The sequence below is a fragment of the Runella salmonicolor genome, from assembly GCF_024158025.1.
GTDB lineage: Bacteria > Bacteroidota > Bacteroidia > Cytophagales > Spirosomataceae > Runella > Runella salmonicolor.
Map to the genome: position 1 here is coordinate 110063 of NZ_JAMZEL010000016.1, position 15132 is coordinate 125194.

Below are 15132 nucleotides of genomic sequence, written 5' to 3' on the forward strand. Positions count from 1 at the left end.
TTTCAGCCAAACAGTCAAGGAGTTACGGGTTAATTTTTGTAAAAATAAATTACGTAAAATCTGCCTTAACTCTCGATGTATTCTCCTTCTAACTTGGAAATAACGGCCGTAGCTACGGCATTGCCCGCCACGGAAGTGGCCGAACGCCCCATATCTAAAAACGGATCCACGCCGATGAGCAACGCAAGTCCTTCAACGGGCAAATCAAATTGAGCCAGTGTACCCGCAATCACCACCAACGATGCCCTTGGCACTCCGGCGATTCCCTTTGAGGTAATCATCAGCGTAAGCAACATCGCAATCTGCTGCTCGATGGAAAGCGGGATGCCGTACGCCTGCGCAATAAAGCCCGTTGCGAAGGTCATGTACATCATCGAGCCGTCCAAGTTGAATGAATAACCGAGTGGTAACACAAATCCGATGATACGCTTGCTGCAACCGAATTTCTCCAACGCCGTGATTTGCTGCGGCAAAGAGGCTTCTGAGCTGGCCGTACTGAATGTCAGAATCATTGAATCTTTGACGTGCGCCAGCAATTTGAGGTACGGAATCCGCATTACCAGACAAATAGCCCACAAAACCCCGAAAACAAAGAAAAGAAGGCCTCCGAAGAAGCAGAGAATCAAATACGCATAGGAAATAAGAATGCCGAGGCCTTTCAAGGCTACCACGCCGGTCATGGCGCCCAAAACGGCGAATGGCGCAAGTTGCATCACATAGCCAACGATTTTGAACACCACTTCGGCCAAGCTGTCAATCACTTTGATTAGCTTTTTTCCATGCTCGCCCACTGCGCCCAGGGCTATTCCGAAAAACAGTGAAAATACCACAATTTGCAGGATTTCGTTTTCGGCCAATGCTTTAAAAAAGCTGTCGGGGAAGATATGAAGGATAAAATCTTCGACGGTTTTCATGGCTTTGCCCGATACGCCCACTTCAGTTCCTGCGGCAGGACGCGGCCACTGCTGTACTTCTCCAGGACGGGTTACGTTGACTACCACCAAGCCCACAATCAGCGAGAGAATCGTAGCAAAATAAAAATAAAGCAGTGTTTTAATCCCAATCCGTCCTACTACGCTAAAATCACCAAGTTTGGCAACCCCCACCACCAAAGTGCAAAACACGAGTGGGCCGACAATCATTTTAATTAATTTGAGGAAAACTTTACTCAGGATTTGAAACTTATTGGCAATCTGTGTGGCATCTTCGGGGCTCATGGTGCTGTGCAGGATTTGACCGATAATGACGCCCAATACGAAGCCAATGATGATTTTGGTAGTAATGTTTAGTTTCATGAAGTGTTGGGTTATAGATACGTTAGGTTAAAATTTTCAAGGAATTTAGTGAGTGGTATTTTAAAAAGAATAATCATAAAGATTGGAGGCCTGCTTCCCGCGCTTTATGATTCTGCCACAAATTAGGAAAAAAAAGAAAAAGAAGCGTGTGTCAGGACGAAAAACTGCCCTCAACTTGGCGAATCAGGAGACGTTCGGGTAATTTTAAACGCACAAGAGGCTCGGTGATTCACCGAGCCTCTTGTAGAAATAATATAAAGGAATTTTACAAAGCAATTGCAGGGGTTGTCATCATTTCACGAGCCGTTCGAGCAATACCCTCGGGGTCGAAACCACATTCCCGGTGTAGTTCAAGTTGTTCGCCGTGCTCTACAATTCGGTCTGGAATACCAAGACGCTTTACTTGGGCGTGGTATCCGTTTTCGGCCATAAATTCGAGCACCGCGCTGCCCATTCCTCCGGGCAAACAGCCGTCTTCTACCGTAATGACTTTATCGAATTTTTGAAAAACTTCGTGCAGTAGGGCTTCGTCCAAAGGCTTTACAAAACGCAAATCGTAGTGGGCGGCGCTGATGCCTTCCAATTCTAGTATATGGCATGACTTAACGGCATAGTTACCGATGTGCCCAATGGTCAGAATGGCTACGTCGTCACCCGCTCGTACTTTACGTCCTTTGCCGATTTCAATTTTCTCGAATGGCGTTTTCCACTGAGGCATGACGCCCTCGCCGCGTGGGTAACGAATGGTAAATGCTTTTTTCGACTTCTGTGTTTCGGTCAATTGGGCCGTGTACATCAGATTTCGTAACTCCTGTTCGTTCATCGGAGCCGAAATCACCATGTTAGGAATACAACGCATGTACGCAATGTCGTAGGCACCGTGGTGTGTGGGGCCGTCGGCTCCTGCAAACCCTGCCCGGTCCAGACAGAAAATAACGGGTAGTTCTTGAATACACACATCATGCACAACTTGGTCGTAAGCTCGTTGCATGAAAGTGCTATAAATATTACAATACACCACCGAGCCTTGAGTAGCCATCCCGGCCGAGAATGTCACGGCGTGCTGTTCGGCAATGCCCACGTCGAAAGCCCGGTCGGGCATGGCTTTCATCATAATATTGAGCGATGAGCCAGAAGGCATGGCAGGTGTTACACCCACAATTTTTTCGTTTTGTTCGGCCAATTCAACCAGTGTATTTCCAAATACATCTTGGTATTTGGGTGGTTGTGGTTGGTCGTAAACTTTCTTGAAGATTTCGCCCGTAATCTTATCAAATTTGCCGGGAGAGTGCCATTTTGTTTGGTCTTTTTCGGCAGGAGCAAACCCTTTTCCTTTGACCGTGACGCAGTGCAGCAGTTTGGGGCCCGGAATATTTTTTAAATCATTGAGAACGTGTACAAGATGATCAACGTCGTGGCCGTCAATGGGGCCAAAATAGCGTAGATTAAGTGATTCAAACAGGTTACTTTGGCGCAGCAAGGTTGCTTTGAGTCCATCTTCGACGCGGGAAACAATCTCACGGGCATTTTTACCGAATTGGCTCATTTTGCCCAGCAGATTCCAAACTTCCTCCTTTACGCGGTTGTAAGTATGGGAAGTGGTAATGTCGGTCAAATATTCTTTGAGCGCCCCCACGTTGGGGTCGATGCTCATGCAATTGTCGTTGAGAATGATGAGCAGGTTGGTATTGTTTAGCGCTCCAGCGTGGTTCATTGCTTCAAACGCCATTCCGCCCGTCATGGCACCGTCGCCGATAATCGCGATAGACTGTTGATTTTGAGCGCCACCCAACCGTGCGCCAACGGCCATGCCCAGCGCGGCAGAAATAGAAGTAGAGGAATGCCCTACGCCGAAAGAATCATAAGGGCTTTCTTTGCGTTTGGGGAAGCCCGAAATGCCGCCGTAGAGGCGGTTAGTATAAAAATTGTCCCGTCGTCCAGTGAGGATTTTGTGACCGTAGGCTTGGTGGCCTACATCCCATACCAACTGGTCTTCGGGCGTATTGAAAACGTAATGTAAGGCAACGGTAAGCTCAACAACGCCCAAGCTTGAGCCAAAGTGACCACCGTACACAGACACCAAATCAATGATGTACTGTCGGAGTTCTTGCGATACTTGAGGAAGTAGGGATGAGTCTAACTTACGCAGATCTTCGGGCGTATGGAGTTGCGAAAGTAATTTACCTGGAGTGATGAGCATTGTGTAACGGCTTGAAACAAACGTAGTACTATAACCGATGTACCGATAAAAGTGTTTGGCAAAAGTACGAAAAAGAAAAGCAACTTATCAAAAGTTTGAAAATCACCGTCCCCTAACCCATCACTGCTGACTTGCTTTGTAGAGTTTTTGTTTTTCTTCCCGGGTCAAACTTTCATAACCCGACTTCGAAATTTTGTCCAAAATAGCGTCGATTTCGTCTTGGTTTGGAATCAAAATAGCCGAATTTTCGCTGCTGGAAGTAAAGTGACGCGCCGCTGAGGTGGTCGTTGCCCGGGCGCGTTGCGGAATGGTTACGTTGGGCTTGCCAGTAAACAACTTCCGAAAAAAATCATTAATAGCATAAATGGGCGTGCCCCAATCGTGGCCTTTTTTAAGGGATTTGATAAAACCAAAACCCACCATTGCTCCTGCAATGTGTGCTACATTGCCACCAGCATTAGGCCCTACCAGCTGAGCCATTGAAATAATAATGCACAAAGCTGCAATGTATTTTAAACGAACGGGCCCAATCAAAAAGACAAAAAAAGTATGATCGGGCAAGAGCGTAGCTGCCCCTAAAATGACGGCAAAAATCGCCCCAGAAGCTCCAACGAGCGTTGTACTGGCCAATTCGCCCTGAAAATAAGGTAATGTGTTATACAAAGCTAAAAACAACAAACCGCCTCCGAGCCCCCCAAGCAGATACAGAGCCACGAGCCGCCGGCTCCCGAGGTATTCTTCCAACACCTGCCCAAACCAATACAGCGAGAGCATATTAAAGAAAATATGAAAAGGCCCCTGATGGACAAAAAAGTTGGTGAGCAAAGTCCACGGGCGGTGCAAAAACGCATCAAAGTCCGCAGGAAGGCGCAACTGTTCCATCACCCATTCGTAATAAACGGGGTATTGACCAAAAGTGAAAATAATGTATAGAACAATGACCGTCACGAAGACGAACAGGTTCAACAGTATGAGTTTAACAACCGCATTGTTGGTCTTTGAAAACTCCCCCTTAACATCGTCAAAAATGCTGCCCATGCCTTTTGGTCGTTAATGGTTATTGGTTAATTATTAGTAATTTCAAACAAGCTTTTAGGCTTTTTATTGTTATTTTTTTAACGAAAGTTAGGTAAAAATATACAATAACGCAAATCAGTACATTCGCTTCACCCGCCAGACCTTCAACAATATATACGCAAAAATCATGCCTCCAATATGGGCAAAATGCGCCACTCCCGAATCCCTGATATAGACCCCCGCGTATAATTCATACAAAGCGTAAAAAGTAACAAAATATTTGGCCTTGATGGGGACAGGAAAGAACAACAACATCATTTCCATGTTGGGGAAAATAAGCCCGAATGCGGCGATAATTCCAAAAATCGCCCCAGATGCTCCCAACATGGGTATATTCAGGCGCTGTTGGTACAAATCTTTTACAAACCCCACACTCTCGTTGATATACGATAAATTTTTGGGTTGGTCTTCAAAATCATTCAAAAAACCAAGTGCTCCCTGCTTTATGTCGGGAGCAAATCGGGTTACGAAATCCAAAAATGCGTCGGGAGACGGGAATTGTGTGTATAGGTCAACAGCATGACTGAGCTGCGACATTTCGATGTAATTGATGACCGCGTACAAAAAACCTGCGCCAATCCCCGTAACAAAGTAAAAGATGATAAAACGCTTGGTGCCCAGCACGTGCTGTTCTAACAGCGGTCCAAAAAAGAAAAGGCCGAGCATATTGCTGAATAAATGCCCAAAACCACCATGCAAAAACATATATGTAACAAACTGATGCGGCCTAAATTCGGGCCCCATTACGGGATGCAGCGCAAACCAGTTTACAATAAGAGGACTCAGGTCTTGAAGTAAAAAAATGACGACGTTAAGAATTAATAAATTCCGTACAATCGGAGTAATATTGAACATAAAAGCACAGATTAATTAGAAACGATTCTGTTGACGGTTACCTGTTATGAGGGATTAAGAATAAATGACGAGCCGATTTAACGACTAACTTTCCAAAGCTTAACCATTCTTAAATAGATTGGCTATTTTGTCTAACGATAAAATGACAAAGATGGGTTCGCCACTTGGCGTATAATTTGGGTTGGAAGAAATAAAGAGTTGATTGATTAACTTTTCTATTTCATCAGACGAAAGCCGCACCACATAACGCGAAGCAAAACGTCGGGCCAGTGTGCGGGCCGTTGTTTCAGCGCGATTGAGCCGTAGCTCGTCATGACTCTGGTGCAATTGTTCGCACAATTCTTCAAATAATTGCTGTATGTTATCGCTTGGTAAGTCACCCGGAAGGCTTCTAACCACGAGTGTATCGGGTCCCAGTGCGTCAAAATCAAAACCTAAGGCCGTGATTTCCTCCCGCATTTCGAGAATCATCGGAATAGCGGCTGGTGATAGCCTGACCGTGGCTGGAAAAAGAAGCTGCTGCGAAGCGGCATTTTGGTTTTCCAGTTGTTTTAAGTAGCGGTCATATAGTACGCGTTCATAGGCCGCACGTTGGTCAATGAGCATCATACCTGACTTAACCGCCGAGACTACATAACGGTTTTGAATCTGTACCGCCAAACGACGATTTTTAATGTCCTCATCTTCGGCATTTAGGGCATTGGCCCGACTGCCAAGGGTGGTGGGAAGTGACTCTGAAAAGTCCTCTTTTTCGCCCAGCTCCAAGGTGGTTTGCACGGGAGTAGGGTCAGGTTTTTGAAAGCCATCGAATAGTTTTTCCCAATGAGACAAATTGGTTTCCTCACGCCGCGAAGTGGGCAGGGAAGGGGCCAATGCAGAATCTCGCGTAAAACTCGGTGGATTGGGGGCGGTATTGGTCCGAGCGCCCGACATAGGGCTGAGGAAATTAACGTTTGATTCAAAATCAATCGAGTGAGATAAATGATTGATACTGATTGCTTTGCGGATAGCGGCCATCAACAGCGCATACACTGAGCGCTCATCGTCAAACTTTATTTCTGTCTTTGTGGGGTGAATATTAATATCAATGTGTGAGGGGTCGATGTCTAGCATCAACACATAAAATGGATGACTCCCTTCCGAAATGGTGGATTCATAAGCCGCCAACACAGCGTGGTGCAGGTAGCTATGTTTCACATATCGCTCGTTTACGAAAAAAAACTGCTCACCTCGGGTTTTGCGCGCAAAATCGGGTTTTCCCACAAATCCTCTCACGGTTACGTAAGGGGTTTCTTCCTGACACTGAATTAGTTGTTCACGGTAATTTTTTCCAAACATATCCACAATGCGGCGGCTCAATTTGCCCGCGTAGAGATTATAAACCTCGGTGTCGTTGTGATAAAGGGAAAAACTTATTTCGGGATGGGCCAGCGCAACTCGCTGAAATTCATCCAGAATATGACGCATTTCGACGGAATTGGTTTTGAGAAAATTTCGTCGGGCGGGTACGTTAAAAAAGAGGTTTTTGACCAATATATTGGTTCCGGGAAGGCACGCGACTGATTCCTGCGATTTCAATTCGGAACCCTCCATCCTCAACAAGATTCCAATTTCATCGGAAGGACGTCGGGTACGCATTTCAATTTGGGCAACGGCGGCAATCGAAGCCAATGCTTCACCGCGAAAACCCATGGTACGAATTTTGAAAAGATCGTCGGCATGGCGAATTTTGGACGTTGCATGGCGTTCAAAACTCATACGGGCGTCGGTTTCCGACATACCGCCGCCGTCGTCAATAATCTGAATAAGGGTACGGCCGGCGTCACGAATAATTACTTGAATATTTTTGGCCTGTGCATCAATGGAATTCTCCAGTAACTCCTTTACAACGGAAGCCGGGCGCTGTACTACTTCACCCGCTGCAATCTGGTTAGCAATGGCATCGGGCAACAGGCGAATTACATCTTGCATATTGGGGGTAAGTCTTTCAAATTATACAACAAAAAAAAGGGCTCAAAACGTTTACGCTGCGTAGATTTTAGTTAAAAAATATATATGTTGCAACAATTAAAAATAAAAACGCGTTTATATGATTAAAAAGATATATAATTTTACTTTATTGGGATATAGATATCTTTTTTATCTTTGTTCTGAAAATAAATTTACCCCATTTAAATACTTTGGCACGCTGTTTGAGGAAAGGCTTAAAAGAGAGGTATTCTACTTTTAATCAATCAGTTGCACTATACTAATGACACTAACTAAGATGAAGAAGCCTAACCTGTATTTGGCCTTTCAGTGGCTAATTTTCCTTCCGATTATTCTACCATTATGTATTGTGTTCGGAGCCCTCCAAGGAGTGGTTAACACGGTAGAGCAGATGGCCCAACAAATGTGGTCTGATGTTTCGACGGTAGAAAAAACCGTTGAGCCTTCAGAGTTATGAGTGCTTACGAGAAAATACGTTCATCAGGCGCCTGAACATTTTTTTTTCGAAGTTCAAAAAAAACTGAAATTGCCCGAAGAGCCATCCGTAACACAACAGGATGACTTGATAAAGGGGTAAAATAATTAAAATATTAAACGCCCACACGGCCCACGTGCTTTCAATGGAAAGCCACTGGACCATCCACCGCTTTGTGTACATTACAGTAAATCCCGTACAGGCAAAAACAAGTAGTATAATCACTACTTGCCAACTGTTTTTTACTCCCCAACGGTTTTTGAGTTTATCGATCCAAGTCATTTAATGGGTAGTCTGTGTCCGAGAATCAGGCTTGGGTAAGTCAGGTGTATTATTCGTGCAAAAACGCCAAATGTTCAGGTCCGATTTCTTCAGGGTCTAAGTCCAAAAATTCTTCCCAGAACGGGTCGTTTGGCAACGATGCCCGACATAAAATAGATTCTTTTTTGACGGGATGCGTAAAAAACAACCGACGGGCGTGCAGATTGATACTGCCGTCGTGGTTGGGTTTTGGCGAGCCGTATTTTACATCTCCCCGAATCGGGCAGCCGATTTGTGCCAATTGAACCCTGATTTGGTGCGGGCGTCCCGTGTGCGGCGTTACTTCCAGCAAATAATGCTTGTTTACTTCACCCAACAAACGATACGTAAGTTCTGCTTTTTGGGCCTTGTCGGCGGGATAATCATAGGCCGACACAACATTTTTATTTTCATCTTTGACCAACCAACTTACAAGTTTGTCCTGCTTTTTGGGAGGGCGTCGGCGAACTACCGCCCAATAAGTCTTCTGAACGTCGCGTTTGCGGAAAATTTCGTTCATGCGTTCAAGCGCTTTCGACGTTCTGGCAAAAACCACTAAGCCGCTTACGGGGCGGTCAATGCGGTGAACCGTTCCCAAAAACACTTCCCCAGGTTTTTCGTATTTTTCTTTAATGTAATCTTTAACCAGCTCCAAGAGCGGAACATCGCCGGTAGAATCGCCCTGAACGAGGAGACCAGCGGGTTTATTGACGATAATTAGGTGATTATCTTCGTATACTACGTGAAATGGCTTGGCCATCGGAATCAAAAGTTAATAGTGAATGGCAGCTTTTCTGCCCTGAATTGTTCATTACAAACTTCGTTACGAACATTCGTTACGAACAATTAAATCTTAACGGAGAACCACCGCTGATGGTTCAGTAGGATTCTTTTTCGTTCGGAAAATCGTTTGCTTTGACGTCTTTGACGTAATTGCTGACTGCATCGGTCATGATGCTGTGCAAATCAGCGTAGCGCCTTAAAAAGCGCGGTTTAAATTCTTTGGTGATGCCCAGCATGTCGTGAATCACCAGAATTTGCCCGTCGGCATGAGGCCCTGCACCAATGCCGATGGTTGGAATACTGACACTTTCTGACACCTGCTTGGTCAGGCTCGAAGGGATTTTTTCCAAGACCATCCCGAAACAACCGATTTCGTCTAGCATTTTGGCGTCTTGCAACAACTTTTCGGCCTCGGCATTTTCTTTGGCGCGAACGGTGTAAGTGCCAAATTTATAAATTGATTGGGGGGTCAGGCCCAAGTGACCCATCACAGGTACACCAGCGCTCAAAATCCGAATAATGGATTCTTTTATTTCAAGACCTCCTTCGAGCTTTACGGCGTGCGCCCCCGATTCTTTCATGATACGAATGGCCGAATCAAGCGCGGCGCGTGAATTTCCTTGATAGGAACCGAAAGGCAAATCGACCACCACAAAAGCCCGCTTCACGGCACGAACAACGCCTTGTGCGTGATAAATCATTTGGTCGAGGGTGATGGGTAGCGTGGTTTCGTGGCCTGCAATGACATTGGAGGCCGAGTCGCCCACCAAAATAATGTCAATTCCGGCGGCATCTACAATGCGTGCCATGGAAAAATCGTAGGAGGTAAGGGCGGAGATTTTTTCGCCCCGGTTTTTCATTTCCTGTATGATGTGCGTGGTAACACGCTTTACTTCGAGGGAGGAAAGTTGAGTTGACATTTTGATGTATAAGTTGCTGGTTATCTGTTATTTGTATTTGGTGTGCAAATAATGATTACCGTTTTTTTATCTAGGACGCAGCCACGTCTCGGGATTGAGCTTGCTGGTATTTTTCCAAATCTGGAAATTAACCTCCGAAACCCCGTCGCCGTCGGTTGCTACCACGCCAATGGTGTCGCGTGCTTTTAGCTTTTGTCCTGGACGAACATTGACATTCTTCAGTTTGGCGTATACCGTGTAAAAATCCCCGTGTTGGACAAATACCACATTGCGCATTACACCCATGTTGGTTACGTCCATCACCACGCCGTCGTACACAGTTCGTACGGATGTGCCAGCGTTGGTCTGAATATCGACTCCTTGGTTTTCCTGATAGACATTTTTGAGGACCTCTTTTGTTCCAAAACCATCGGAAATAAATCCAGGAACGGGCCAAGGTAAACGACCACGATTGGCGGCAAAAGAAGAAGCTAACGTTACCTCTTCTTCGTTCATCCCTTCGTTATTAAGTTCCTCTTTTTTCGGTTCTGGCTTTGCGGCGGGAGGTTCAGCTTTAGTGATTTCTTCGTTGTTATCTTTCTCTTTGGCTCTTTCGGCGGCCGCTCTGGCGGCAGCTTCGCGCTCGGCCCGTTCCCGAGCGGCTTTTTCGCGGGCGGCAGCGCGGGCCCGTTCGCGTCGTTCTTCGATTTCGCGCTGAATGATGCGCGTCAACGCATTCTCCAATTGCTTGTTTGCTTTTCGTACCTCGGCTACTTCGGACCTAATTTCGGCTTCCCGACCGCTTAATTCTTGGACCACTTTGTCTTTTTCGCCTTTCAGCTGCTCCAGATTTTTACTTTCTGCAATCCGCGTTTTGAGCGCGTTTTCTTGGTCTTTTTTCTTGTTGCTGATGCTGTTTGACTTAGCAATCATGAGTGATTGCACTTTTTTCATTTGGGCAACTTGCTTCTCACGCTCGTCGGTGTATTGCTTTAGGTACTTGTAGCGAACCAAAAATTGATTGAAGGTTGGTGCCGAAAACAGAAAACTCAATTCACTAAGGCTATTGTTGTGCTTTGAGGCATTATAAATCATGCGGGCATACTCCTCGCGTAATTTGTCGAGGTCTTTGTCAAGCGCTACTTTTGCCTGTTGCAGCTCGGTAAGCTCCGAATCCATCAACTTTAAATCATCGTTGATGAGGTCTATTTTACGGTTTTGGGCATTGATTTGCTGTTTGATTGCCTTGAGCTGTCCCAAACTGGCGCGTTTTTGTTCGGTAGTTTGCTTTAGAATTCCCTGCAACTCCTGCAAGCGCTCCATGTTTTCCCGTTTCTCTTTTTCAAGCTGTTGACGGCTTTTTTGGGCCATTGCAGAAAAACAAGAGAGCAACAGTACCAATCCAATCAGTACGGGTAATTTAAACGCCACCGAAGTATTATGCTGAAAACTTGGTACGATACTTTTGCGCTCAGCAGCAGTATTTTCAGCATAACAATCAAACCTTTTTTTACTCATAAATAGCTTATTCAACACAGCAACAATACGTTTTAAAATCGTCCAATCCCCTATTTTCGTTCATATTTGGGTGGAACACTGAACGGAAAACTAAGCGTTTTTTCACTCAATTCCACCTTTTGGTGCTTTATCCGAAACACCGTTTGATACTGTAGCTTATCTTTTTCGGATTGGTAATCCAACTGAATCAAACTGGTATATGGAAACAGGTAATTGTTGAGTTGTGTAAAATCGTCGTAGTCGAGGGTTAGTGAATTTTTGGTGGGCTGTTCGGTAACCAGCAATTTTTTCAAACGACGGTTTTGTTCTCCAATGTAGCTTTCCAACATAATTTTGCCTTCTTGTTGGCGGAGCATGAAATAATCATTTTCCTTCTTAAACCGCTGATTTTCTTTCTTAGGAATTGGCATATTGCCGACCAAAATAGACTGAATCAAATCAAAACTCAGTTGGAAATTAAATTTTTGGCTGAGTGTATTAAAATCGTACTGGTAATATTCTTTGTGGTACCGGTCTACAATCAGAATTGAATCACGCGTGATGAGCCCCCGAACCACCTCAATCGGCCCAGCCACAATCGAAAGCCACAACACGCTGTCTTTCCGCATTCTAATGTTGATATTGGCATTGTCTATGTCTTGGTCTTTACTTTTGAACGATACTTTTGATTTGGCCGATAAATATTTAAAATCAACCATTTCAACGTTCACTTTGGTCTCTTCGGGCTCTATAACAGGCGGAATTGCCGCCAACGCTGTCGTATCTTTTTCCAAAACCGAAACCGTGTCTTTGACAACGGCGGCTAGGGTGTCGGCGGGTGTTTCGGTTTTGTTTTTCTGCCGTGGCCGCTGACAGGCCGAGAAAAGTAAAATCAAGATGATAGTACTGAATGTTAAGAGAGAATTCCACGGCGTATTTGGACTGGTCGGGCGTTTTTGAGTGCGTAAACAACCCGAAGAGACGCGGTGTACCTCAACGACAACTACATTAACTAATGGTACTTTAAGTTTCATATTTTATAGAAAAAGACAGGTACAGATTGCTTTTATTCAATCAATTGACCTGTCGCAATTTTTTTGTCGATTTGGGAGGTGTTTTCTCCCATTGTTTTGGCTTTTTTCCATTGTTCCACTGCTTTTTCACGTTCCCCCAATTGATAAAGCACGTCGCCATAGTGTTCAATAATCGTTCCACTTACTCCTTTGCCCGAAGCGATGGCTTTTTCCAAATTTACCCGCGCTCCTTTATAGTCTTTCATGACGTAGAGCACCCAAGCATAAGTGTCCAGATACGTGGCGTTGTCGGGGTTTCGGCTTACTACCTGGGCGGCCATTTCTTTGGCTCGCTCCAGTTTGGCTTTCCGTAACGATAGAAAATAACTGTAATTATTTTGCACGTGGTCGTTTTTGGGTTCTATTTTAAGGGCTTCTTCGTAGGCTTCGTCTGATTTTTCGTGCTCGCCTAGGCCATTGTAGGCATCACCCAACTGCGCATAAATCACGCCTTGTAGTTCTTTATTTTCAGATGTTAATTTTTGGGCTTCTTCGAGCGCATCTACGGCTTTTTGATAATTACGTTTGACCAAATTAGCTGAGCCGTTGGAATACCAGAATAAACCTTGATTGGGAAAGGTTTCCAACGCCTGTTCAGAATGAGCCAACAAGCTGTCGATTTGGTTGAGGTCTCCGTCTAATTGCAAAATCGCGCCCCACACTTCGTACATCGAACTATTGATGCGAGAGGCTTTGACATAGGCATCGCGGGCTTCTGATTTGCGGTCGGCTTTAGCCAATAAATCAGCGTAGACAACATACGCCCGCATGTCTTTGGGGTGAGCTTTTACGATTTCGGCGGCTCGGTTGAGCACATCTTGGCGAGTTGCCTCGTCTTTTGCTTCGCGGAGGAGCCCCACCAGCGCCTGCATTTTGGTGTCAATGTCGGCGTTGGGATTGTTAAACATCTGCCCGATTTGCTGCTCAGCGGCCTTGCTGTCACCGTTTTGACGATAGATTTCGGCCAGCATCATGCGGGCATTTGCTTCGTCAGGGTTGATTTTTAACGCTTTTTCGAGCTGTTCTTTGGCGTCTTGAGGACGTTTGTCCATCATCAACAGTTGCGCCAGTTCTACCACATATTGGGCCTCGGTCGGTTCTGCGTTAATGAGTTTTTGAGCTTCTTCGATTGCTTTTTTGGGCTTATCGAGTTTGAGGTAAATGCGTTGTTTTTGATGAACCAAATCTTCGTCCACGCCCAAAGCCCGTTCTACTTCATCGTAAGATTTGAGGGCTTCTTCGTATTTTTCGTCCAGAATATAAACGGCGGCCAATTCAAGGCCGTATTCGGCGTTGTCGGAATTTTGACGGATAATGTTGCGGTAAATTTCGGCGGCTTTGGGGTATTTGCGTTGTTGGGTATAAATTTCGGCCAATTGGATGGCGTAAAATTTATTTTCGGGGGCAAGTTGGGCCGCTTTTTGCGAAAAAATAGCCGCTTCGTCCAAACGTTCGCGTTTGAGCAGGGTGCGTGCTAGCTCGTAGTTCAAGGCAGGAACGGAGGCATCGACTTTCAACGCCGTGCGAAATACGCTGTCGGCCCGGATATATTCTTCCATGGCTGCGTATTTCATGCCTTCGGCCAACAAAGATTCTAACTCAAATCGTTGTGATTTTTGGGCGTCGGTTTCGCTGACAGGCTTATTCTTTTGGGCCATTGCGAGCTGACCCAAAAATAAGAATACCCAAATAAAGGGCGTGTGTTTCATTGGTTTCAAATTAATCTCGTTGACTGGTGTGATTGAGGTTCGAAATTGAGATTCAATCTATTATAAAAAACGAGATTAATGAAGCAAAATTGGAAGAATTTAGTCGTTTTACCAAAATTTATAAAAACCCCTCCTAAATACTTCACTGGGAGAGGGGTTTTTAAAGGGATACATCTTTAAAAATCATTGTTTATTTCAAGCCAAACGGGGCAATGGTCGGAGTGGACCGCGTCTGGCAGCTGACGGCAGCTAAGTAGATGGGGGCGTAGGTTGTTGCTGACGGAGAGGTAATCTATGCGCCAGCCTTTGTTGTTGGCGCGGGCGCCCGCCCGATAGCTCCACCAACTGTATTCCACCAAATCTGGATTAGTGTATCGAAATGCGTCGGTAAAACCACTGTCAAACCATTGAGTCATCCAAGCGCGTTCTTCGGGCAGGAAGCCCGTCGTATTTTTTAGTCGGACGGGGTCGTGAATGTCAATTTCTTGATGGGCAATGTTATAATCTCCCACTACAATCAGCTGGGGGCGGGTTTGTTTGAGGGTGTTTATCCACTGATGAAAATCACCAAGAAACTGCATCTTTACGCCTTGACGTTCATCGCCGCTGGTTCCTGACGGAAAATAGGCGTTTATGATGGTCAGGCCGCCGATGTCGGCCCGAATTATGCGGCCTTCGTGGTCATAAAGGTCAATTCCGCAGCCGATTACGCAATTATCTACGGGGATTCTGGAAAAAATAGCCACACCGCTGTAGCCTTTTTTTTGGGCGGCATTCCAGCCGATTAACTGATAGCCCAAGGCTTCTAATCCTGATAAATCGACTTGGTCGGGAGTGGCTTTGACCTCCTGAAAGCAGAGCACATCAAAAGACTTGGTAGAAAGCCATTCAACAAGTCCGTTGCGCATAGCGGCGCGTATGCCGTTGACGTTGTAAGATAGAATTTGCATGAAGAACTGGAGCCTCCCCGTATCGATGGG

General features: G+C 45.5%; 13 protein-coding genes. 1 reads left to right on the plus strand and 12 read right to left on the minus strand.

From position 1 onward, the window contains the following. Positions 1-65 precede the first annotated feature (65 nt). The 5 genes from NCI00_RS26050 to mutL form a co-directional block, all read right to left on the minus strand. Positions 66-1295: a dicarboxylate/amino acid:cation symporter gene (locus tag NCI00_RS26050; RefSeq protein WP_253532523.1), complete on the minus strand. Its 1230-nt coding sequence runs from the start codon at positions 1293-1295 to the stop codon at positions 66-68. 265 nt (positions 1296-1560) lie between these two features. Beyond that, positions 1561-3495 (minus strand): 1-deoxy-D-xylulose-5-phosphate synthase, encoded by a 1935-nt coding sequence (gene dxs, locus NCI00_RS26055; RefSeq protein ID WP_253532525.1) that lies wholly within the window; start codon positions 3493-3495, stop codon positions 1561-1563. Positions 3496-3615: 120 nt separating this feature from the next. After that, positions 3616-4533, minus strand: a complete 918-nt coding sequence (locus tag NCI00_RS26060) for a rhomboid family intramembrane serine protease (protein ID WP_253532526.1) — start codon at positions 4531-4533, stop codon at positions 3616-3618. A gap of 114 nt (positions 4534-4647) precedes the next feature. After that, complete coding sequence (locus NCI00_RS26065; protein WP_166559918.1) at positions 4648-5427, minus strand: rhomboid family intramembrane serine protease; 780 nt, start codon at positions 5425-5427, stop codon at positions 4648-4650. Between the two features lie 99 nt (positions 5428-5526). Next, positions 5527-7398 carry a DNA mismatch repair endonuclease MutL gene (mutL, locus tag NCI00_RS26070; protein WP_253532527.1) on the minus strand — a complete coding sequence of 624 codons (1872 nt, stop codon included), beginning with the start codon at positions 7396-7398 and terminating at the stop codon, positions 5527-5529. A gap of 295 nt (positions 7399-7693) precedes the next feature. On the opposite strand from mutL, the gene NCI00_RS26075 reads away from it, so the two are divergent. After that, positions 7694-7873 (plus strand): hypothetical protein, encoded by a 180-nt coding sequence (locus NCI00_RS26075; protein ID WP_166559920.1) that lies wholly within the window; start codon positions 7694-7696, stop codon positions 7871-7873. On the opposite strand, the gene NCI00_RS29530 is transcribed toward NCI00_RS26075, so the two are convergent. The 7 genes from NCI00_RS29530 to NCI00_RS26105 all read right to left on the minus strand — a co-directional run bounded on the left by NCI00_RS29530 (position 7868) and on the right by NCI00_RS26105 (position 15102). Continuing rightward, complete coding sequence (locus NCI00_RS29530) at positions 7868-8173, minus strand: DUF6787 family protein (protein ID WP_310586793.1); 306 nt, start codon at positions 8171-8173, stop codon at positions 7868-7870. The two genes, NCI00_RS26075 and NCI00_RS29530, sit on opposite strands and share 6 nt — an antisense overlap. Positions 8174-8222: 49 nt before the next feature. Beyond that, positions 8223-8951, minus strand: coding sequence for an RluA family pseudouridine synthase (locus NCI00_RS26080; RefSeq protein ID WP_114068870.1), 729 nt, complete (start codon positions 8949-8951; stop codon positions 8223-8225). 118 nt (positions 8952-9069) lie between these two features. Further along, positions 9070-9894 carry a 3-methyl-2-oxobutanoate hydroxymethyltransferase gene (gene panB / locus NCI00_RS26085; protein WP_114068871.1) on the minus strand — a complete coding sequence of 275 codons (825 nt, stop codon included), beginning with the start codon at positions 9892-9894 and terminating at the stop codon, positions 9070-9072. Positions 9895-9960: 66 nt separating this feature from the next. After that, positions 9961-11391 (minus strand): murein hydrolase activator EnvC family protein, encoded by a 1431-nt coding sequence (locus tag NCI00_RS26090; protein ID WP_253532528.1) that lies wholly within the window; start codon positions 11389-11391, stop codon positions 9961-9963. A 50-nt stretch (positions 11392-11441) separates the two neighbouring features. Beyond that, positions 11442-12404 carry a lipoprotein insertase outer membrane protein LolB1 gene (lolB1, locus tag NCI00_RS26095; protein ID WP_253532529.1) on the minus strand — a complete coding sequence of 321 codons (963 nt, stop codon included), beginning with the start codon at positions 12402-12404 and terminating at the stop codon, positions 11442-11444. Positions 12405-12436: 32 nt separating this feature from the next. Continuing rightward, positions 12437-14152, minus strand: a complete 1716-nt coding sequence (locus NCI00_RS26100) for a tetratricopeptide repeat protein (protein WP_253532530.1) — start codon at positions 14150-14152, stop codon at positions 12437-12439. Between the two features lie 176 nt (positions 14153-14328). Further along, the gene (locus NCI00_RS26105; RefSeq protein WP_253532531.1) at positions 14329-15102 is read right to left on the minus strand and encodes an exodeoxyribonuclease III; all 774 of its coding nucleotides are present in this window, start codon (positions 15100-15102) and stop codon (positions 14329-14331) included. Positions 15103-15132: the final 30 nt, after the last annotated feature.

Coding starts and splice junctions, on each gene's coding strand:
- NCI00_RS26050 (WP_253532523.1), bottom strand. CDS start 1,295: ATGAAACTAAACATTACTACCAAAATCATCATTGGCTTCGTATTGGGC.
- dxs (WP_253532525.1), bottom strand. CDS start 3,495: ATGCTCATCACTCCAGGTAAATTACTTTCGCAACTCCATACGCCCGAA.
- NCI00_RS26060 (WP_253532526.1), bottom strand. CDS start 4,533: ATGGGCAGCATTTTTGACGATGTTAAGGGGGAGTTTTCAAAGACCAAC.
- NCI00_RS26065 (WP_166559918.1), bottom strand. CDS start 5,427: ATGTTCAATATTACTCCGATTGTACGGAATTTATTAATTCTTAACGTC.
- mutL (WP_253532527.1), bottom strand. CDS start 7,398: ATGCAAGATGTAATTCGCCTGTTGCCCGATGCCATTGCTAACCAGATT.
- NCI00_RS26075 (WP_166559920.1), top strand. CDS start 7,694: ATGAAGAAGCCTAACCTGTATTTGGCCTTTCAGTGGCTAATTTTCCTT.
- NCI00_RS29530 (WP_310586793.1), bottom strand. CDS start 8,173: ATGACTTGGATCGATAAACTCAAAAACCGTTGGGGAGTAAAAAACAGT.
- NCI00_RS26080 (WP_114068870.1), bottom strand. CDS start 8,951: ATGGCCAAGCCATTTCACGTAGTATACGAAGATAATCACCTAATTATC.
- panB (WP_114068871.1), bottom strand. CDS start 9,894: ATGTCAACTCAACTTTCCTCCCTCGAAGTAAAGCGTGTTACCACGCAC.
- NCI00_RS26090 (WP_253532528.1), bottom strand. CDS start 11,391: ATGAGTAAAAAAAGGTTTGATTGTTATGCTGAAAATACTGCTGCTGAG.
- lolB1 (WP_253532529.1), bottom strand. CDS start 12,404: ATGAAACTTAAAGTACCATTAGTTAATGTAGTTGTCGTTGAGGTACAC.
- NCI00_RS26100 (WP_253532530.1), bottom strand. CDS start 14,152: ATGAAACACACGCCCTTTATTTGGGTATTCTTATTTTTGGGTCAGCTC.
- NCI00_RS26105 (WP_253532531.1), bottom strand. CDS start 15,102: ATGCAAATTCTATCTTACAACGTCAACGGCATACGCGCCGCTATGCGC.